This is a genomic window from Parachryseolinea silvisoli, assembly GCF_021190955.1.
GTDB classification, from domain to species: domain Bacteria; phylum Bacteroidota; class Bacteroidia; order Cytophagales; family Cyclobacteriaceae; genus Ohtaekwangia; species Ohtaekwangia silvisoli.
Genome location: NZ_JAIOAO010000002.1, coordinates 338,821 through 359,931, shown reverse-complemented (window position 1 = coordinate 359,931; position 21,111 = coordinate 338,821). Strand labels below are relative to the sequence as shown.

17 protein-coding genes are annotated in these 21,111 nt (G+C 51.6%); 10 read left to right on the top strand and 7 right to left on the bottom strand.

Annotation, left to right across the window (positions count from 1 at the left end; all coding sequences use genetic code 11):
- Positions 1-27: 27 nt before the first annotated feature.
- The 3 genes from K7P01_RS11270 to K7P01_RS11260 are packed head-to-tail and all read left to right on the top strand — an operon-like array spanning position 28 to position 1,559.
- Positions 28-384, top strand: a complete 357-nt coding sequence (locus tag K7P01_RS11270) for a phage holin family protein (protein WP_267292976.1) — start codon at positions 28-30, stop codon at positions 382-384.
- 3 nt (positions 385-387) lie between these two features.
- Positions 388-813 (top strand): hypothetical protein, encoded by a 426-nt coding sequence (locus K7P01_RS11265; RefSeq protein WP_267292974.1) that lies wholly within the window; start codon positions 388-390, stop codon positions 811-813.
- Entirely contained in the window at positions 810-1,559 is a 750-nt protein-coding gene (locus tag K7P01_RS11260; protein WP_267292973.1) for a geranylgeranylglyceryl/heptaprenylglyceryl phosphate synthase, read from the top strand. Before K7P01_RS11265 ends, K7P01_RS11260 begins: the two co-directional genes overlap by 4 nt.
- A 9-nt stretch (positions 1,560-1,568) precedes the next feature.
- Here the strand turns inward: K7P01_RS11260 and K7P01_RS11255 are convergent, their stop codons facing one another.
- Together K7P01_RS11255 and K7P01_RS11250 are read right to left on the bottom strand one after the other, a co-directional pair.
- Positions 1,569-2,261, bottom strand: coding sequence for a response regulator transcription factor (locus K7P01_RS11255; RefSeq protein WP_267292971.1), 693 nt, complete (start codon positions 2,259-2,261; stop codon positions 1,569-1,571).
- 21 nt (positions 2,262-2,282) lie between these two features.
- Positions 2,283-3,545 carry a sensor histidine kinase gene (locus K7P01_RS11250; protein ID WP_267292969.1) on the bottom strand — a complete coding sequence of 421 codons (1,263 nt, stop codon included), beginning with the start codon at positions 3,543-3,545 and terminating at the stop codon, positions 2,283-2,285.
- Positions 3,546-3,705: 160 nt separating this feature from the next.
- Between K7P01_RS11250 and K7P01_RS11245 the strand changes: the two genes are divergently transcribed.
- Together K7P01_RS11245 and K7P01_RS11240 are read left to right on the top strand one after the other, a co-directional pair.
- Positions 3,706-4,116, top strand: a complete 411-nt coding sequence (locus K7P01_RS11245) for a DUF1573 domain-containing protein (RefSeq protein WP_267292967.1) — start codon at positions 3,706-3,708, stop codon at positions 4,114-4,116.
- 171 nt (positions 4,117-4,287) lie between these two features.
- Positions 4,288-6,852 carry a phosphoenolpyruvate carboxylase gene (locus K7P01_RS11240; RefSeq protein ID WP_267292965.1) on the top strand — a complete coding sequence of 855 codons (2,565 nt, stop codon included), beginning with the start codon at positions 4,288-4,290 and terminating at the stop codon, positions 6,850-6,852.
- 76 nt (positions 6,853-6,928) lie between these two features.
- Here K7P01_RS11240 and K7P01_RS11235 read toward each other — a convergent pair whose 3' ends face one another.
- The 4 genes from K7P01_RS11235 to K7P01_RS11220 form a co-directional block, all read right to left on the bottom strand.
- Positions 6,929-9,481 carry an ATP-dependent Clp protease ATP-binding subunit gene (locus K7P01_RS11235; RefSeq protein ID WP_267292963.1) on the bottom strand — a complete coding sequence of 851 codons (2,553 nt, stop codon included), beginning with the start codon at positions 9,479-9,481 and terminating at the stop codon, positions 6,929-6,931.
- Positions 9,482-9,594: 113 nt separating this feature from the next.
- The gene (locus K7P01_RS11230; protein ID WP_267292961.1) at positions 9,595-10,221 is read right to left on the bottom strand and encodes a WbqC family protein; all 627 of its coding nucleotides are present in this window, start codon (positions 10,219-10,221) and stop codon (positions 9,595-9,597) included.
- Entirely contained in the window at positions 10,218-11,036 is an 819-nt protein-coding gene (locus tag K7P01_RS11225) for a phosphatidate cytidylyltransferase (protein ID WP_267295320.1), read from the bottom strand. Before K7P01_RS11225 ends, K7P01_RS11230 begins: the two co-directional genes overlap by 4 nt.
- Before the next feature lie 54 nt (positions 11,037-11,090).
- Positions 11,091-12,047, bottom strand: coding sequence for a CPBP family intramembrane glutamic endopeptidase (locus K7P01_RS11220; protein WP_267292959.1), 957 nt, complete (start codon positions 12,045-12,047; stop codon positions 11,091-11,093).
- Positions 12,048-12,074: 27 nt separating this feature from the next.
- Between K7P01_RS11220 and dusB the strand changes: the two genes are divergently transcribed.
- The 4 genes from dusB (at position 12,075) to K7P01_RS11200 (ending at position 18,395) form a co-directional block, all read left to right on the top strand.
- The gene (gene dusB, locus K7P01_RS11215; RefSeq protein ID WP_267292957.1) at positions 12,075-13,064 is read left to right on the top strand and encodes a tRNA dihydrouridine synthase DusB; all 990 of its coding nucleotides are present in this window, start codon (positions 12,075-12,077) and stop codon (positions 13,062-13,064) included.
- 86 nt (positions 13,065-13,150) lie between these two features.
- A complete protein-coding gene (locus K7P01_RS11210; RefSeq protein ID WP_267292955.1) occupies positions 13,151-14,032 on the top strand; it encodes a DMT family transporter in 882 nt (293 codons plus the stop codon).
- Between the two features lie 46 nt (positions 14,033-14,078).
- Positions 14,079-15,107 carry a uroporphyrinogen decarboxylase gene (gene hemE / locus K7P01_RS11205; protein ID WP_267292953.1) on the top strand — a complete coding sequence of 343 codons (1,029 nt, stop codon included), beginning with the start codon at positions 14,079-14,081 and terminating at the stop codon, positions 15,105-15,107.
- Positions 15,108-15,335: 228 nt separating this feature from the next.
- Entirely contained in the window at positions 15,336-18,395 is a 3,060-nt protein-coding gene (locus K7P01_RS11200; RefSeq protein WP_267292951.1) for a S8 family serine peptidase, read from the top strand.
- A 76-nt stretch (positions 18,396-18,471) separates the two neighbouring features.
- On the opposite strand, the gene K7P01_RS11195 is transcribed toward K7P01_RS11200, so the two are convergent.
- The gene (locus tag K7P01_RS11195; protein WP_267292949.1) at positions 18,472-20,091 is read right to left on the bottom strand and encodes a S41 family peptidase; all 1,620 of its coding nucleotides are present in this window, start codon (positions 20,089-20,091) and stop codon (positions 18,472-18,474) included.
- 237 nt (positions 20,092-20,328) lie between these two features.
- On the opposite strand from K7P01_RS11195, the gene K7P01_RS11190 reads away from it, so the two are divergent.
- On the top strand, positions 20,329-21,084 hold the full coding sequence (locus tag K7P01_RS11190; RefSeq protein WP_267292947.1) for a hemerythrin domain-containing protein: 756 nt from the start codon (positions 20,329-20,331) through the stop codon (positions 21,082-21,084).
- Positions 21,085-21,111: the final 27 nt, after the last annotated feature.

Sequence of the window (21,111 nt, the reverse complement as noted above, 5' to 3'; positions counted from 1 at the left end):
TCTATATTGCGGTAAACTGGATACAGTGTGCTGAAGGAATCGATTTTGAAGATGCTGAAACTGGACAACCTCATTAGTAACGTCACCGGCTATGTGGAGACGCGTATCGAGCTAATGAAGCTGGAGGTGAAAGAAGACCTGGCAAAAGCCATTGCCAAGATAGCCCTGTTTATTATCATCGGTTTTATTGTCACGCTTGTTGTCCTGCTGATCAGTATGGCCGTAGCCTATAAGATCGGCGAGTCTCTCGGCAACTTTGGCGGCTTTGCCATGGTAGCGGGATTTTATTTTATACTGGCCCTGGCCCTGATCCTGGGCCGGGATACTGTTCGTGATACCCTGGAAAAACGATTGTCAGAAAACTTGAAGCAAAAGAAAAAGTAGCGTATGGAACTGCTGGAATCGAATGACATGAAGAGCGAGCTGATCAAGAAATCAGCCAAACATCGTGCGCAGTTGGAGGAGGAAGTAAAACTCATCTCCGAGCGCACCAGCAAGGTGGTGATCAATACGCTCGTCATAGGCGGCGCGTTGGCTGTATCCTACTTGTTGGTACGGCAGCTGGCGGGCGGTGGTAAAAGCAAAAGCAGACGCCGCAAGGTCGTGCACGCCAAGCCGGTACGCGTGATCCAATCCAATGGGCACGAGCCCGTCGAAGAGGTGAGTTACGAGCCCGCGGTGCCCGGCATCGTGACGCAGATCGGCACAGCCCTGGCAAGCCAGGCTACCGTCTTTCTGCTGGGCCTTGCAAAAGAAAAGCTTGCCGAGTATTTACATTCTTCTGCAGAAGATAAGAAGGAAACAAAAGAATGAGTGTTCTCACGTCCCTGCACGAGCGCCGGCAGCGTGGGAAGAAATCCATCGCGGTGCTGGTCGACCCTGACAAAATAGACGACCCCGCGCGGCTTACGCAATTGATCAACCTGGCCAGCGAAAACTGCGTCGACTATTTTTTTGTCGGTGGCAGCCTGGTCACGACCAGTAACCTGGCGCAGATCGTGCGGCAGATCAAAGACCTTGTAAAAATCCCCGTAGTACTCTTCCCGGGCAACTCGATGCAGATCGAGCCTACAGCGGATGCGTTATTGTTTTTGTCGCTTATCTCTGGTCGCAATCCCGAACTGCTCATTGGCCAGCATGTGGTCGCGGCGCCCATCCTTCGCAACACAAAACTGGAAGTGATACCAACCGGGTATATGCTGATCAACAGCGGGCGTATTACGTCGGCCGCCTATATCAGCAACACCATGCCCATTCCTGACGACAAGTATTCACTCGCGGCTGCCACGGCCATGGCCGGTGAAATGTTGGGCTTGCAAGCTATGTATATGGATGCAGGCAGCGGAGCGGAGAAAGAGATCAGCGCCAAGATGATCGCAACCGTGCGTAAGGCAATACAAATACCCTTGATTGTCGGCGGCGGGATCAACACCAGTCAGAAAGCCTTGCGCGCATTGGAAGCTGGAGCAGATATGGTCGTGATCGGCAATGCGCTGGAAAAAGATCCTGAATTGCTGATCGGCATTGCTGACAAGGTATACGAATGGAACCAGGGTTAACACCGGGAGCTATTGCTCAAACTCCAACCGGAAACCCACACCGTGGTAGTTTACAATCCGAACACTCGGATCTTCTTTCAGGTATTTGCGTAGCTTGGAGATGAATACATCCATACTGCGGCCCATAAAGTAGTCGTCGTCTCCCCACACATGTTTTAAGATCTCTTCGCGTTTTAACACGCGCGTACGATGCTGATACAGCAATTGTAATACTTCGGCCTCCTTCTGTGTCAGCGTCTTTTCAGTATCGTTTAGTCGTAGCGTGTAAGTCGTATAATCAAAATGATACCGGCCCAGGGAGAAAGTACGCTCGGGCGCAGGCATGGGCTCACTGGTGCGGCGCAGGAATACTTCCATGCGGTACAGTAGCTCTTCGAGGTTGAAAGGTTTGGTGATATAATCGTCGGCGCCAGTTTGAAAGCCGGTCAGCTTGTCTACGGTCATCGACTTGGCCGTGAGGAAGAGGATGGGTATTTCCTTGTCGCTTTCGCGCACGGTACGGGCCAGCGCAAAACCGTCCTTCTTCGGCAGCATGACGTCAAAAATGCAAAGATTAAAATCGCCTGTCCGGAAGGACCGTTCGCCGGCTTCGCCATCCGTGCACAGCGTAACAGAGTACCCGCGCATCGTCAGGTTGTCTTTGATGACAAAGCCCAGGCTGGGATCATCTTCCACAAGCAGTATTTTCTTTTCGGCTATCATGCAGTACGGTTTGGCGTTCGGTTAAGCGGGGATAAACACCCTGAAGACACTGCCCTTGTCGAGCTCGCTGTGCAGGGTTACATATCCATCATGGGCTTCGACGATCGTCTTCACATAGCTTAACCCTAAACCAAAGCCCTTCACGTCGTGTACATTGCCAGTAGGAACACGGTAAAATTTCTGAAATACACGTTTATGATTCTCGTGCCCGATGCCGATACCGTTGTCCTGGACCTCGATCAGCACACCTTTATTATAGTCTGTGGTCGATACCGTAATCAGTGGTATATCGCGGCAATATTTGATGGCGTTGTCCAGCAGGTTGGTCAGCACATTCGTAATGTGTAGACGGTCGGCCTGTAGCTCGTGAATGGTGGCGTGAAACGTTGTGCTGACAGCGCCCTGCTTTTCGCGCAGGGTCATCGACGCATTGTGAATGGCGTCGCCAATGACCTGGTGCACGTTGACCGTTTCTTTTTGCAGGGCAATGTCGCCCTTGTCGAGGCGGGCTACTTGCAGTACGCGCTCTACTTGCTGCTTGAGGCGCAGGTTTTCTTTTTCGATGATCGTCGCATAGTTCAGCAGCCGCTCGGGCTGCTGTATAATGCCAGGATCTTTTAAGACTTGAGTCGACAGCGCGATCGTAGAGATCGGTGTCTTAAACTCGTGCGTCATGTTGTTGATAAAATCCTTCTGAATCTCCGACAACCGTTTTTGCTTGAGGATAATGAAAATAGTATAGCTAAAGAAAATGAGCACAACCAGGAGCACCGCGGTGGAGAATGACCAGATACCCATTTGATTTAGCAGGTGGGCGCCGCGGTTGGGAAATTGCACGCCAAAGTAATAGCCATGGTTGGCCCACTCGGGCAAGTTACGGTCGGTAATTTTACTCTTGGCAGTCTTAAGGGGTATATAATTGCCGTAGAGCATACACTCGCTCAAACAATCATATACACCGTATTCAAAATCGATAATGATATTTCGCCGCTCAAACTCGGTGCGTAACAGAAACTCCAGCAGACGCGCGTCGAGCTGATTGTTGACCGATACGACAAAATAGTTGGACGAGAGCTGCTTTACCGGGTTGATCGCCGGCGCGGGCGTATTGTTAATGTCGTATACCTGCTGGGCTACATTATAGAGGGCGGTTGTTACCGAGCGCTCAAACTCGGCTTCCTTCAGGTTGAAGGCACGGCGCACCCAATAGATCTGGGTGATCGTAATGCCCACAATCGAAAGCGTGGCCAGAATGACGATGAGGCGTATAGTCGAGTTTCTCACGGTTCAGAAAGGTACGATATTGTTTCCCCGGGTGCTGTTAGATTAACAAGTCATTAACATTTTTTAGGCAGCGTTTAACACTGTTTCGCGAACGGTATGAGCAGTTTTGTATCGATCGAACAGCAATACTTTTACAAACTTTTAAACCGCATCACAACGTATGAGAAAAACTGCTTTTATCCTCGTCGGCGCTTTCTTCGCGCTGGCAGCTTTGACCCAAACCCGTGCCGCGCACGTAACGGGCGTAACCGACTTTTTCGGAGTACCTGCATTTAACTGGGTAGCGACTACCTTCAACTTTGGTAAGATCAAAGTCAACAAGCCGGTCAATCACACCTTTACATTTACCAATACCGGAAGCGAGCCGTTGGTAATCACCTCCGTGAAGGCCTCTTGCGGTTGTACCGTAGCCGAATACTCCAAAGACCCGATTCCGGTAAACGGTGAAGGTTTTGTGAAGGCCACGTACAATGCCGCAAATAAAGGCGTCTTTAACAAGACCGTTACCATCATTGCCAATACGGAACAAAGCGAGGTAGTGTTGACCATAAAAGGCGAAGTGGTCGATTAAACCGCGAACCGCAACCATCCGGAAGGGTGCGCAGGAAGTGGAGGAGTGCCCCGCTTTCTGCCCCCTTTCTTATTCCGAAAACGTTTTCGAAAAGAAAATCTGCAATATATTGACCCTCCACCCCCCTCACGGCAGTATTTGATAACTTTGTTGGCGTTCAAAAACTAGCTAATGGCAAGTGAGTTCAACAAGACTGTGTCCACACGGTACCACATGTACAACAGTCTTTTTCTTAACCTCCCCTACACGGGCATTTACCGGACCGGTACACTGCTTCCCCTGTTGCAACAAGCCTGTGAAACCGGATTCGAAAAGGGCAAGGACCCTCTTACAATCATTAAGAAATTCTTTGCTGACTTTACCCCCCAGGCATCGCGCGAAGAGCAGTTTAACCTGCTGTTCAACCTGATTCAATACGTAGAGCGTCAGGTGGTATTGTTCGACTCGATCGAAGACGCTGCCTTTGACGAGATCAACGACCTGCACGGCAAGGGCACGCTCTCGGCCTTGATGCTGCGCGCGCAATCAGAAGGCGTGGAGGAAGCGCTACGCCAAAAGCTGGAGGATTTCAGCGTGCGTGTGGTGCTGACAGCACACCCTACCCAGTTCTATCCGGGCAGTGTATTGGCCATCATCAACGACCTGGAACTGGCCATTCGCGAGAACCGTCTCGAAGACATCAACCTGTTGCTGCGGCAGCTGGGTAAGACCGCCATTATTAATAAAGAAAAGCCCACGCCATTTGACGAGGCTGCCAGCTTGTCCTGGTTCCTGGAAAATGTATTCTACACGGTAATCCCCGGCATTGTCCACAAAGTGATGACGGGCCTGAATGTAAAGCTGGAAGAGTGGAATAACTTCGACCTGATCAAGATCGGCTTCTGGCCCGGCGGCGACCGCGACGGCAACCCGTTTGTTACACACGAGACGACTATCCAGGTTGCACAACACTTGCAGGAGACACTGTTGAAATGTTACCACCGCGACCTGCGCTGGCTGAAACGCCGTCTTACTTTTAAAGGGGTAGACCATATCATCGCCCGCGCTGAAAGCAAAGTATACCCCATTGCCTATGGCAACGGCTACGGCGAGATTTATCATCACCCCGACGAGCTGCTGAACGATCTGTTTGAGGCACGCGAGGTATTGATCAACGATCACCGCGGGTTGTTCCTGGAGCTGCTTGACTCCTTTATCCTGAAAGTAAAGATCTTCGGTTTTTACTTTGCCAGCATGGACATCCGCCAGGACAGCCGCAAACACGCGCAAGCGTGGGAAGCATGTCTGGCCAAGCTGCAGTCGAAGCATAAGAAGCTGAAAAACTTTGATAAGCTGAGCGAACGAGAGAAGATCGATACAATACTCTCACTCAACTTCAAACCGGCGTCACTCAAGTTCGACGATGACTTTGTCACGGAGCTGATCGAAAGCTTTAGCGTAATCGGCCAAATACAAGAGCAGAACGGGGTGGAAGGCTGCCATCGCTATGTGATCAGCAACTGCCAGTCAGCGCTGGATATAATCCGCGTGTACCAGCTGGCGAAGCTTATATTGGGCAAAGGCGATGAACTGACGCTGGACATTGTGCCGCTCTTTGAGACGATCGAAGACCTGGCCAACTGCGAGTCCGTCATGAAGACGTTGTACAGCATACCGGAATACCGCGAGCACCTGGAGCGCCGGGGCAAGAAGCAGACCATTATGCTCGGCTTCTCCGACGGTACGAAAGACGGTGGCTACCTACGCGCCAACTGGTCTATCTTTAAAGCAAAAGAAAACCTGACCCGCATTGCACGCGGGGAAGGATTTATCGCGGTGTTCTTCGACGGACGCGGTGGTCCCCCGGCACGCGGTGGTGGCAATACCCACGACTTTTATGCGTCGTTGGGTGATACCATTGAAGACAAAGAAGTACAAATTACCATACAAGGGCAGACCATCAGCTCGAACTTTGGTAAAGCGGTTTCGTGCCGGTACAACCTGGAACAACTGCTGTCGGCAGGTATTGAGAACTCAGTCTTCCAAACACTGGATCCGCTGCAAGAGAAGGAGAAGGCTTTGCTCGACTCGCTCGCAGACGAAGGTCACCAGGCCTACCGGGAGCTAAAACAGCACCCGAAGTTTGTGCCATACCTGGAGAAGATCACGCCACTGGTATACTTTGGCGAGACCAATATTGGCTCGCGCCCGGTGAAGCGCAACTCCGGTAGCTTGAAGTTTGAAGACCTGCGCGCGATTCCGTTTGTCAGCTCGTGGGCGCAGATGAAACAGAACATCCCCGGCTTCTATGGCGTCGGCGCCGCTATACGCGAGCTGAAGTCGCAAGGCAAGCTGCGCGAGCTGAAGATTCTTTTTAAAGAATCGTTATTCTTCCGCACGCTGTTAAGCAACAGCATGATGTCGCTTACCAAGTGTTATTATCCGGCTACTGCCTACCTGGCGAAGGATAAAGACTTTGGCGAGTTCTGGAAGAAAATGCACAACGAGTATAAGCTCTCACGCGAAATGATCCTGGAAGTTTCAGGCCTGACAGAGCTGATGGAGAATACACCCGTAAACCGCGACTCGGTAAAACTGCGCGAGCGTATTGTGCTACCGTTAATAACGATTCAGCAATATGCGTTACAGAACCTGCGCGACCTGGAAGACCGCGACAAACCGTTTGAGAAACACCTGCGCAAGCTGGTATTGCGTTGTATGTTTGGTATCATCAACGCAGCCCGTAACTCGGCTTAATAAAAAAGGCGGTCCACCGTGGACCGCCTTTTTAGAACGATAAAAAGAAAGGGGCTCGACGCCCCTTTTCTTTTACTTATTCTTCTTTCTCCTTCTTCTCTTTCGAAGAGGAAGATTTTGTCTTCTTCACTTTGATGGTGAGCAGATCGCCCTTGCCTTCGTAGTCGGCCATGATCGTACCACCTTCTTCGACTTCGCCTTTGAGGATTTCTTCGGCTACCGGGTCTTCCAGGTATTTCTGGATCGCTCGGTTTAGCGGGCGGGCGCCAAATTGTTGGTCATACCCCTTCTCCGCAATAAAGTCCTTGGCTTTGTCGCTTAGCTCAACGTTATAGCCCAGTTGGGTGATGCGGGTGAACAGCTTCGCCAGTGTAAGGTCGATGATCTTGTGGATGTGCTCGCGTTGCAGCGTGTTGAACACAATCACGTCGTCCAGACGGTTGAGGAACTCAGGGCTGAAGGCACGCTTTAACGCGTTGGCAATCGTCAGCTTCATGTGCTCCTCTTCGCTTTCACGTTTGGCAGTAGTCGAGAAGCCGATGCCCGTTCCGAAATCCTTCAGATCACGCACGCCGATGTTGGAGGTCATGATGATGATGGTGTTGCGGAAGTCTACACGGCGGCCCAGACCATCGGTCAGAATACCATCGTCGAGTACTTGCAGCAGGATGTTAAATACATCCGGGTGAGCTTTTTCGATCTCGTCCAGCAATATGACTGAGTACGGCTTGCGGCGTACTTTCTCCGTCAGCTGGCCGCCTTCTTCGTAGCCTACGTAGCCGGGAGGGGCGCCCACCAGGCGTGATACGGAGAATTTCTCCATATACTCACTCATGTCGATCCGCACCAGGGCGTCATCTTTGTCGAAGAGGTACGTTGCCAGTACTTTGGCAAGCTCGGTTTTACCAACACCGGTAGGACCCAGGAAGATAAAGGAGCCGATCGGCTTCTTCGGATCTTTCAAGCCTACGCGTGTACGTTGAATGGCTTTTACAAGCTTCCGGATGGCCTCTTCCTGACCGATCACTCTGCCAGCCAGCTCTTCGCCCATGTTCAGCAACTTGTTGCTTTCTTTCTGCGCGATACGCTTCGTGGGAATGCCGGTCATCATGGCGATCACGTCGGCCACGTTGTCTTCGTTTACCGTATATTTTTCAGTACGGGTCTTCTCCTCCCATTTTGCTTTGGCGATGTCGAGCTGTTCGATCAGCTTCTTCTCGCGGTCGCGCAGTTGGGCGGCTTCTTCGTACTTCTGGCTTTTTACGACGCGGTTCTTTTCCTTCTTAACGTCTTCGATAGCCTCTTCAAACTTCACGATGTCTTCCGGCACGTGAATGTTGTTGATGTGCACACGGGCACCGGCTTCGTCGAGTACATCGATCGCTTTGTCCGGCAGGTACCGGTCGCTGATGTAGCGGTCGGAAAGTTTTACGCAAGCATCGATCGCTTCTTTGGTATAGATTACGTGGTGGTGTTCCTCGTATTTCTCCTTGATATTATCGAGGATCTGGATAGTTTCCTCTATCGAAGTAGAGTCTACCATCACCATCTGGAAGCGGCGAGCCAAGGCTCCGTCCTTCTCGATGTACTGACGGTACTCGTCCAGGGTCGTTGCGCCAATGCATTGTATTTCACCACGGGCCAGGGCGGGTTTAAACATGTTGGATGCATCCAGCGAACCAGATGCGCCACCAGCACCCACAATGGTGTGCAGCTCGTCAATGAACAGGATCACATCGGGTGATTTCTCCAGCTCGTTCATGACGGCTTTCATACGTTCTTCAAACTGGCCGCGGTACTTGGTACCAGCCACCAGCGATGCCAGGTCGAGGGTTACAACACGTTTGCCAAACAGCACGCGTGATACCTTCTTCTGGATGATGCGCAGCGCGAGGCCTTCGGCAATCGCCGTCTTACCCACGCCGGGCTCACCGATCAGGATCGGATTGTTTTTCTTTCGACGCGAGAGAATCTGTGCCACACGCTCGATCTCTTTCTCGCGTCCTACGATAGGATCGAGTTTGTTATCTTCTGCCAGACGGGTGAGGTCACGGCCGAAGTTGTCGAGTACAGGCGTGCGAGATTTCTCGGTTCCTTTTTTCTCTTTGCCAGCGGCGCCTTGGCTGCCACCGCCGAAGATTTTGGATGAATCGTCATCCGGATCGTCCGTGTCTTGTGAAGCCATCGGACCTTCGTTTTGGTACTCCAGCATTTCTTTTACAGTCTCGTAGTTTACGTCAAACTTATTTAAGATCTGGGTCCCCAGGTTATCATGGTCACGCAGGATCGACAGCAAGAGATGCTCCGTACCGATCAGTTGAGCCTTGAAGATTTTAGCTTCGAGGTACGTGATCTTGAGCACTTTTTCTGACGCCTTTGTGAGGGGGATGTTTGCCAGGTTTTTGATCTGGTGCGTTGCTGTGCCTTTGGAAATTTTTTCAATCTCGTTTCGGAGCTCATCCATCGGTACACCCAGCTTCTTCAGTACGCCTACCGCGACGCCTTCGCCTTCGCGGATCATACCCAGAATAAGATGTTCAGTACCTATGTAGTCATGCCCTAAACGCAATGCTTCTTCCCGGCTCAGTGAAATCACTTCTTTAACGCGGTTGGAAAATTTAGCCTCCATAGAGAGAAAGTCAATGATGATTAGTGTAAATGTAAAGTTTTTTGCGAGTTCAACACCATTCGGATTGTGAAGAATTAATACTGTGTAAGAAACACCAGGGAAATCAGATTTGTTCATTTCAGCATCGCGGAAGCCTGAACACGTCTACCGGCTTCCGGACCTTCACAAAAGATTAGGTCGACAAGACTCATGTTCTCTACAAACGCATTGCCAAATACTTGCGTATAGGAACTCGGACGAAAAAAGTTGGACAAATTATCCTGTTTCTTGCTGTTAATCTGTGAACGTAAGTCAGTTGTGTCAAATTGGGCCGTTGTTTCATACGACAGACTTTCCGTGACAGGAATTCCCCATTTAAGCCATTTCAGACACAATGACAGAAAACGAACGTTCAGATCATATAAAAATTCGTGTTTGCTGTAAAGTACCTTTTCAAGATCATCCGCATAATGCTCAAAGAAAGGTGCATTGCCGTACGCCGACCGGATGGTTCGCCAATGATTGTTTACCCACTTCTGACTATAGTCTATCCGTATGTCGGTAATAAGTGTTTTGTTGTGCTTGGTTGTAACGGGTACGATCAATGTAGACACTCCTTGTGACGTGTTAACATGACAACGGTTCCGGTAGGTTTGTTTAACATAATGTTCGTGCCGTTCCAGGACGATACTCTTCGCATGTGCGAGCGCTGCGAAGTAAGCAACAGACGGAAGGTAATGTACTTCTATAAGCGCTTTCAAAATACCTCCAGGTAAGCCACGATAAAAGGAGCCGAGATCAGCAAGCCATCAAAGCGGTCGAGGAAGCCCCCGTGTCCCGGCAATGTACTGCCCGAGTCTTTTATTTCGATGCTGCGTTTCAGCAGCGACTCAACCAAGTCACCAAAAGTACCACCTATAACAATGATGACACCGACGACCATCCACTGCGTAAAAGTAAGTGTGTGCAAATACTGCGACATGATGAAAGCAAAGACCATGGCAAGGGCTGCGCCGCCAAAGAAACCTTCCCACGACTTTTTGGGCGAGATGCGCTCGAACAATTTGCGCTTGCCAAAGAACGTCCCGGCAAAGTAGGCACCCGTGTCGCTCGCCCATAAGATGAACAGGCAACCTAGGATAATCTCAAAATTATATCCGCTGTCTTGCAACACCGCGATGTTGAGGAGGGTGAACGGTACCGCCACGTAAAAAATACCAAGAAAGGTAAAGGCGATATTTGTGAAAGGCTTGCGCTCAAACTTCTTGTAAAGCTTGATCATGTAGACACACGAAATGAGCGGAAAGATGAGGAAGTAATATCGCGCGGAGAGGAGATTCTTTTCAATAAAGAACGACAGTACAAAGATGAGGATGCCGCATAGCGTGCCAAAAGTCTTCTGTGGGGCGAGCCCGTCGAGGCCGGCAAGCTTGTAGAACTCCAGCAGCGAGAAAAGGCAGATGATGAAGAACACGGCAAAGTAGCTCCACTCACTATACCATACGGCAGCGATGATGCCGCCAGAGCCCAGCAAGCCAGTGATGATTCGTTGTGTAAGGTTACTATACTTAGATATGGTCACGCAGCGGTGTGGTTAGATCGATTGCAAAAGTGCAAATTCCTGGGAACTTTAGAGCGAGGTGGTAGCATCATCTTCCGGACGCGCCTGCCCCAGGCCACGCTCGCGGTAGAACTTCCAAAATAAAAAGCCGAGCAAGCCCGTCGCGGCTGTACTGATCGCAACGATGGGCCAGGGGGCCGCTTCGGTGCTTTCGACATCGATATCCAAGGCTCCTTGCTGATAAAAATATAACGCTACGACCATCATGCCGTTGTTAAACAAATGGGCGAGCATGGACATGGTCAGGCTACCCGACCAGTAATAGAGATAGCCAAACAGCGCACCCAGCAGCATGCGGGGCACAAAACCGTAGAACTGTATGTGTATGGCACTGAAAATGGCCGCGGAAACCCATATGGAAACGTGAATGTTGCGCGTGGCCCGATAGAACTCCCGTTGGATGATGCCACGGAATACTAGTTCCTCGCCAATGCCGGGCAGAATGGAAACGACGACCACCGCCAATATCAATTGGCCAATGGAGTCAAACTTTGTTAAGAATTCCGTCTGCTTGCGCAGCATTTCTTCCAGGTCCTTAAGCGGTTGCTCGATTCCGTCCGGAAACTTGATGTTTTGGTTCCACTCGATAAAGATGGAGTTCACCCCCGTGAATACAAATACCAATGCAACCGTGATCAATGCGGTTTGTGGAAAGATCGCGCCATTGAAGAACCCAACAGCATACGCCCGGCTTCGCAGGATGTGTATCAAAATGACGGGAATAAGAATAAGGCCAAAAAACGTAGCACAGCCCTGCATAATAAACAGGGGAACTTTCACTTCCGGATGCCCAATGGGATTTTTTAGATCCTTGATCATTTCTGTGCCACTTCCGGGATAAAACGGTAAGGCTATAAAATAGCCAATCAGCGGTCCGACAATCTGAAAACCCAGAAGTACGGCAACCAACATTAAGAGGATGGTAGTTAAGGGCGAGGATTGACGTCGGGCTATTTCCGGCTCCATGATTTATAGTTAAATTTGCGGGCTAATATGGCGAAAATCGGTCAAATAGAGCTGGGAGAGTTTCCTTTGTTGCTTGCACCCATGGAGGATGTGAGCGATCCGCCGTTTCGGGCGGTGTGTAAGGAGAATGGGGCGGACCTCATGTACACGGAGTTTATCTCGTCGGAGGGATTGATTCGCGATGCCGCCAAAAGCCGGCAGAAACTCGATATTTTTGAATATGAGCGCCCCATCGGCATTCAGCTGTTTGGCGGTGACATTGGCAACATGGTTCAGTCCGCCGAAATTGCCACGGCCGCACGTCCCGACCTCATCGATATTAACTACGGCTGCCCCGTAAAAGCGGTTGCCTGCCGCGGTGCCGGCGCGGCCCTCCTGCAGGACATCCCCAAGATGGTGAAGATGACCGCCGAGATCGTCAAGTGCACGTCGCTGCCGGTAACGGTAAAAACGCGGCTGGGCTGGGACGAGTCGACCAAAAACATTCTGGAAGTAGCCGAGCGTCTGCAAGACATCGGCATCCAGGCCCTCAGTGTACACGGCCGCACACGCGTGCAGATGTACAAAGGCGAAGCCGACTGGACACTCATCGGCAAGATCAAAGAAAACCCGCGCATCCATATCCCCATCTTTGGCAACGGCGATATCGACTCGCCCGAAAAGGCGCTGGAGTATAAAAATCGATACGGTGTAGATGGCGTGATGATCGGCCGGGCCGCTATTGGCTACCCATGGATCTTCCGCGAGATCAAAGAATATCTGCGCACCGGCCAGATGGCCCCGCCGCCCACCATGGCGGAGCGCGTACAGGCCACCAAAAAACACTTCGAATTCTCCATCCGCTGGAAAGGCGACCGATTGGGCGTATTTGAAATGCGTCGTCACTATACTAACTACTTTAAAAGCATTCCCGATTTTAAACCCTTTAGAATGCGTTTGGTGGAGGCACCTACCGAAGCCGACGTGATGGCAATTCTGGACGAGGTTGCCGATACCTATGCATCGGTCGAAGTATAACAAAAGCAAGAAACAGGTTTTATTTCCTTACTACTTGGAGAACCTTTCGCGAAACAAAACCGTATTCCTACTTTCTACCTTCTATTATGCCTGATTCTAATCGCCGCACGGCCCTGCTGATCTTTATTACGCTAACGCTCATCTGGGGTACATCCTTTATTCTGATCAAACAAGGTCTGAAAGTTTTCTCGCCCGACGAAGTGGGCGCACTACGCGTGGTGGCCGCGTCCTTGTTCCTGATGCCATTGGCACTTACCCGGCTGAAAGAGTTAAAGAGCAGTAGTCACTACGGTAAGCTCTTCGCCTCGGGCATGCTCGGCGTTTTTATACCCTCCTTTCTCTTTGCTACGGCACAGACGCACATGGAAAGCTCCGTGGCCGGTGTACTCAATACGTTGACGCCCATCTTTACCATGATTATCGGCGCCATTCTTTTTAATCAGCGCTTTAGCGCCACGGCCATTGCCGGCATCGTGCTGGGGTTTGGCGGGGCAGTGTTGTTGAGCATGTCGCGCGCCGGGGGTACCATCGGTGGTGTGAACCTGTATGCGTTGTTGATTGTGGCGGCTTGCTTCTGCTATGGTTCGAATCTCAACCTGATCAAATTTAAGATAACCGATCTGAGCGCGTTGACGATCACCAGCGTGGCGCTGCTGTTAGTAGGGCCGGTGGCGATCATATACTTGTTGGGCTTTACAGATTTTTTATCCAAGCTGACGACGCAACCTGGAGCCTGGCAGGCATTTGGATTTGTCGTGCTGCTCGGGTTGATGAGTACTGCCGTGGCGATGTTCTTATTTAACAAACTGGTGAAGGTAAGCACGCCGTTGTTTGCCAGCTCGGTGACATATGCCATTCCCCTGGTTGCCGTACTGTGGGGGGTGCTCGATCACGAAAAGCTCTCGTGGGGACACCTGGCCGGCATGATTACCATCATCGCGGGCGTATACCTGGCCAACCGTAAGTAAAAACCAAAAATACTTCTACTTTTGCGGCGGTAATTACTCCGCCAACATGTCACTTCAGAACGATCTACTGCTGCGTGCAGCCAATGGCTTGACGACCGAACGCACACCGGTGTGGCTTATGCGCCAGGCCGGACGCATCCTGCCGGAATACCGCCAGGTGCGGGCTTCCGTAAAGGATTTCAAAGCCCTGGTGAAATCGCCGGAGCTCGCAACCGAAGTTACCATTCAACCCGTAGACATTCTAAAGGTCGATGCGGCCATCATTTTTTCAGACATCCTGGTGGTGCCCGAGGCCATGGGCCTGTCCTATGAAATGGAGGAAAACAAAGGACCTGTGTTCCCAAACAAGATCACGTCGCCGGCCGACCTGGCAATGGTGCACGTAGCGGAGGCTGGCGAGCTGCAATATGTATTGGACGCCATCGCACTCACCAAACGCGCGTTGAATGGCCGCGTGCCCCTGATCGGTTTCGCCGGCGCACCCTGGACCATCTTTTCCTACATGATCGAAGGCCGCGGCAGCAAAACATTCAGTGCTGCTAAAAAAGTGTTGTATGCAGACCCCGCCTTTGCTCACAAGCTGTTGGACATGATTACCGAAACCACCATCAAATACTTGCAGGCGCAGGTGAAAGCGGGCGCTGACCTGATCCAGGTATTTGACTCCTGGGCAGGCATTCTCAGCCCGGCGCAATACGAAGAATTCTCACTGCCTTATATCACCCGCATCTGCGATGCCATCACCGATGTGCCGAAGACTGTTTTCGCCAAGGGGGCATTTTTTGCCCGCGCTCAGATGAACAACCTGAACTGCCATGTAGTGGGCCTGGATTGGAACATGGATGTGGCCGAGTCCCGGGCGCTGATGCCCAACAAAGTGCTGCAAGGCAACCTAGACCCCTGTGCGCTGTACGGCTCTAAGCAAGATGTAAAACGCGAGACCATTAAAATGCTGGAAGCGTTTGGCCCTCAGAAACACATTGCCAACCTGGGTCACGGCCTGTATCCGGACACGGCGGTGGACAATGTGCGGTGTTTTATCGACACCATTCAGGAATACCGTTTTTCACACTAGTTTTCAGCGAAGGACTGCTACGGCATTCCTTCCATTCTTAACCGGAATATCTTTATCTTTGAAAGAGGGGTAGTCACAATCTGGGGAGCGAGGCGATTGTAGGTTACTATTCCCAGCGTGAAGCTATTATTGTTGTAATTGTCGGTTAGTGCTTTCTATATGCGGATTCTAAGTATTTGCTTGCTTTGCTGTACGCTCGCTGTCCTGTCCCGGGCACAGGTAAAACCTGTGCAGCAATTTTCCTGGCCGGCCGGTATCCGCGCCGACGACTATATACCGGGTAAAGTCCTGGTGAAAGTACGCCCGGAATACAAAGCTGTTTTTCAAAACCCCGCCGGCCGCATGTCGTTAGGAGGTTCCATTCGCCCCCTGGTTCCACCCAATACCACCATAAAAAACAAACGCGCCCGTGCACAAGCGTTTATGCCGGCCGTTGACATTCAACAATATTTTGAAATAACCTTTGACCCCAACCGGCCGGTAGATGATTTTATCAACGAGCTCTACGCTACGGGGTACATAGATGTAGCCGAGCCGGTATACCGGCAGAGGTTGCTAAACGAGGACGGCCCGCCGTTTGATCCGAATGATGAGGAAATCGTTAACCAATATTACCTGACCAACATCCGCGCTTACGAAGCGTGGGGCATTACCCAAGGCAGTGAGGACGTCATCATCGCCATTGTCGACTCGGGTGTAGACACCAGCCATCCGGACCTGGCGCCCAAACTATATATAAACGAAGCAGAGTATCCGCCCAACGGGGTGGATGATGATCATAATGGTTATATCGACGACTATCGCGGCTGGGATTTCTCGGGTCCGGTGCGTATCAGCGAACGCGACCCCAGTTTTATCGGCGACAACGATCCGACCGTGCCCAAAGCGGGCGTCGGGTTTAGCCATGGTACGCAGGTAGGCGGTGTAGCCGCGGCAGCGACTAACAACGTAATTGGCATCTCGGGTGTAGGGTTTAATGCTAAACTGCTTTTTACAAAGCACTATGCCGATAATCAGCCCAGTACCGAAAAAGAATACGACACCGATACCTTCCAGGGCATAGTATATGCAGCCCGGCAAGGTGCGCGGATTATCAATTGCTCGTGGGGCTCGTACGCCCGCAGCCAGATATCCCAGGACCTTATTAACTACGTCACCAAAGACCTTGGGTGTCTGGTGGTGGCAGCCGGCGGTAACAGATGGGAAGAAAAGTTCGTTTATCCTGCCTCGTACGACAATGTTCTTTCCGTGGCTGCCCTGCGTGAGAACAATGTCATTGCTTATACCTACAACAAAGCGATAGATCTTTCGGCACCGGGTATCGCTATACGTACGACCGACTTTGGCGGTGGTTATACCACTATCGACGGCAGCTCCTTTTCCGCGCCCATGACCTGTGGCGCCGCGGCCCTGGTAGCGAGCATATTTCCCGAATACAATGGCCCTCAGTTGGGAGAGCAGTTGCGTGTCACGGCCGACAAGTCTTTGTATACAGTAGGCGTCAACGCCGAAGCCAGGTATAAAGACAGATTGGGCATGGGCTCGTTGGATATCTATGCGTCGCTCACACGAACGTCGCCCTCGCTGCGGGTGCTAAAATACGACCTGCTGGACTCGGAGGGTAACGTTGCCGAGCCAGGCGACAATGCGCGACTGTATTTCGATATCACCAATTACCTGCAAAGTACGTCACCAACATTGGAGATCACGATCGCGACGGCAGATGCCAGCGTCAATATCACCCGCGGTAAGATTACACCGGGTGTGATCACCGGCGGCAAGACCGTACGAAATAACGCAACACCGTTTGAGCTGACACTAAATTCCAACCTGGTCGAAGGCCAGGTCATCGACTTGTTGGTGACATTCTCGGACGGCGACTATCAGGACTATCAGCATATTTCCTTCGTGCCCAACCTACCGTACCGCACGATGGAGGAAAATCAGATCAAGACATCCATCGCCTCCGCGGGGCGCATTGGGTACGCCGATGCGGTCAATTCGCAAGGTGGCATAGGCTTCACATATAATGGCAAATCGATGCTGTATGAGATGGGCCTGATCCTGGGCAGCTCCGCCGGCGACATTCTTAACAGCGTGCGTGGTGAAGGCAGCCTATACGATCAGGACTTTGTGTCCACCAGTCAGATCCGCAAGACCGTGCCCGGCGAAGATGCTGACGCCGAAATCAATGGCAGTTTTTCCGATACCGACGTAACAAGCGAGCAACGTGTGCAGGTGAACTACCGCACCCAGGTGTGGCGCGGTACGCCCTACGACAAGTTTGCAGTGGTAGAATACACCCTCACCAACGCGCAAGCTACGCCCATGACGGACTTCTACGTAGGCCTGTTTGCCGACTGGGACGTAAGCGCGGGTGGTGGCCAGGATGCAGCAGGTTGGGATGCTGACACGCGTGTGGGCTATGTATACTCCAAGGCTTCTTCCTCGCTGCCGCATGCAGGCATTCAGGTATTGAACGGTACCCCTAACTATTACGCAATCGACAACACCCCCGACCCGGATAACAATTCGTTTGGACTATACGACGGTTTTACCGACGCTGAGAAATTTACTGCGATATCGAGCGACCGAACGACAGCCGGTGCGGCAGGAGCCGGCGCCGATGTAAGCCACGTTGTGTCGGCCGGTCCCTATACCCTGGCGCAGGGAGAAAGTGTTAAAGTAGCGTTTGCCTTGCACGGCGCATCGAATCTCACCGACCTCCTGGCATCGGCGAGTGCAGCAGATGAGCTCTATAACGAGGTATTGCAAATACCGCTGCCCCTGGTGTTGCCGACAGAAGTCTGCACGGGCTGTAACGCCACGCTCGTTGCAACCGGCGGCAGCGACTATAACTGGTATAAAGATCAATATGGCGGAGCGCCCCTGGCGACAGGGCCGGAGTTTACGATGATATCGGTCCAGAATGATACCATTGTATACGTTTCTAATGTCAGTGGCGGACATGAAAGCCTGCGTATACCGGTTCAGATCCGGGTCAAAGGGGCCACGTCATCGGAAGGCGAGCTCGATCGGCGCGTGATCATATTTCCTGTGCCCGTCTTGAACGGCAAGCTTACCGTAACGGTGCGAGATATAGATGCCCGCGAATTTTCACTGACCGTGCTAAACGCCCAGGGCGCAGAAATGACCCATATATACCTCGGCAGCCTACACGATCAATTCAGCCATACCATCAGCACCATTGGCTACCCCGCTGGTATATACTTAGTCAAGCTGCAGCTCGACAATGACGTAATCGTGCGACGGGTCGTCATCCGGTAACATCATACGTGCTTATAAAAAAGGAAGGTGCTCATTTACGAGTACCTTCCTTTTTTTAGTCGTTGCAGGTTGACGTCTACATCTTCGAGCGGCTCAACTCCGGGATACGATCAAACATCTTGATCGACTGCAAAAAGATCTCATTTGTTTCATTAAATACCGGATAGAAACCATCGTTGCCCCACAGCTTGCGCGCGATCTGAGATTTGATATGCACCTGGAAGAGCTTTTTCTTCATACGCAGCTCTTTGTTGTCAGGCTTAACTTTGTTGCGCTCGCCCACTCTTACCAGCTCGTTGATCATGGCATCGGTCACGACAAAGTTTTTCAAGAAGCTCTCGAAGCCTTTCTTCTCCAATGCCGCACGGTGGTCTTCGGCAAAACCGAACGTATACTCCTGAATGGACGTGGAGGTATACAGCTCGTTCAGATAATGACTGTTGAGTGATGTATCGAGCGGTACGAAGTAATCAGGCATGATACCTCCGCCACCATACACGGTGCGGCCATTTTGGGTGATATACTTCAGCGAGTCGTTAAACTTGATGCTGTCGGAGTGAAAGAACTCGCCGTGGTTGTAGCGGCTGACGATGTCGAGTGCATATTCGTCTTCGTCCTGGTAAGGCTTCTGGATGGAGCGGCCGCTTGGAGTGTAATAGCGGCTGACGGTCAGACGCAGCTCCGAGCCGTCGCTCAGGTCGTAGGGTGACTGCACCAATCCTTTACCAAAGCTACGGCGGCCAACGATCAGCGCACGGTCGTTATCTTGTAAGGCGCCAGAAAGGATCTCAGAAGCCGAGGCGCTGCCTTCGTTTACCAGCACGATCAGGTCACCGGATTCAAAGTCGCCGCGGGCCGTCGAAAGTGCCTCGGAGTTGTTCTTTTTGTCTTTGCCTTTGGTGAACACGATCTTTTTGCCTGCCGACAGGAAATCGTCTGCCATGTCGATGGCAATGTTCATGTACCCACCGGGGTTGCCCTGCAGGTCAAGCACAAGCTTCTTCATGCCCTTTTCGCGCAGGGCGGCCATCGCCGTGTGGAACTCTTCGTACGTCGTGGCGGCGAAGCGGTTCACTTTAATGTAGCCGATCTCGTGGTCGACCATGTAGGAAACGTCTACCGAGTACTGGGGAATTTTGTCGCGGATGATCTTATAGTCAATCTCCTTGTCGCGGCGCAGGATGGTGACGGTTACTTCGGTGCCACGGGGGCCTTTCAGGGCCTTCATAACGTCCGGGGAGGTCACGCCCACGCCGGCCAGGTTCTTATTGTCCACGCGGATGATCTTGTCGCCCGACTGAATGCCCAGCGCTTCCGAAGGGCCGCCGCTCAGGGGCGATACCACAACGATGGTGTCGCGGAAGATGTTGAATTCCACGCCGATGCCGTCAAAATTGCCACGCAGGTCCTCGTTTGCGGCGATACGGTCTTTCGCCGGTATATACGACGAATGGGGGTCCAGCCGGTGCAGCATTTGCTGGATGGCGTCGTCCACCAGGTTGCTGGTATTTATGGTGTCTACATATTCGTCGTTGATTTGCGTCAACACCTCCCGTAGCTTTTGCACGTCGTCTCCCACCTCTCCCGAGCTATTCTTGGTGCTAAAGCTGGTACCCACAAAAATCCCCGCAGCAAGGCCTAAACAGAGCACTAGCGGCAGACTGATATGGTTTTTTGAATTCCGATTCTCACTCATGACAGCAATAATAAAATAAAATCTGTAACGAAAGATGAAAATAAAGGTTCAAACCAAATCACCCCAGCGCCAGTAGGAATTTGTGGAGCCTTAGGTCGGCGGGTGCCGAATTTTTCGCCGGCTGGCAAGGCTTTTGCAGATTGAACGCGAACCCAAACGTCTTCTGACTTTTCTCAGCTTTTCTTCCCCGGGAATTGGCTAACTATGGGGAATTTTTCGCTTATATTTACTAGGATCATGAGCAAGGCAACACTAAAAGATACGCGCATTTCAGACTTAGTTGATCAGAACTATGTACATGCGTATGTGCTTTTTTATTTCGGTATTCGTTTCTACGAATATTCCGAGCTCACACTTGCCCAGGTATGCCAGAAACAGGGCCTGCGGGTGGAGCAGGTGATTCGCGAGCTGGAGTCGCCCACGTACCTGCGCGAAGCCGACCTGCCGCTGGTGTCGTACCCCATCGACCTCATCATCGAATACCTCAAGCATTCACATTTCCTGTTTGTAAAGCACAAGCTCCCCTACATTGCCCGGCTGGTGGAAAGCTTCAAAGCGCACCACGAAGACTACCTGGTGGTAGAACGTGACCTGAAGTTTGTCTTCCCGCTGTTCGTGGAAGATTTCATTGAACATATCTACGAAGAGGAGGACACACTTTTCCGCTATATCCTGACACTGGAACGCGCCTCCAAGGGCACCCACGTGCCGCCTAAGCTATACTACCTGCTGGAGAAAAACTCGGTGCAGAAGTTTGCGATGGAGCACGACGTACACGACGACGAGATGGAAGGCATCCGCAAGATCACCCGCGACTATGCTGTGAATAAAGACACGCCGCTCCACATTAAAGTCATGTATAACGAGCTGCGCGACTTCGAGAAAAGCCTCATAACCCATGCCCGCATCGAAAACGATATACTCTTTCCCAAAGCCATGGCCATTGAGAACCGGGTAAAGAAACTCTTCTTTGACAAAATCAAGTATAACTGACAGGGCCTGCCGCCTGCTGGCGGGGGT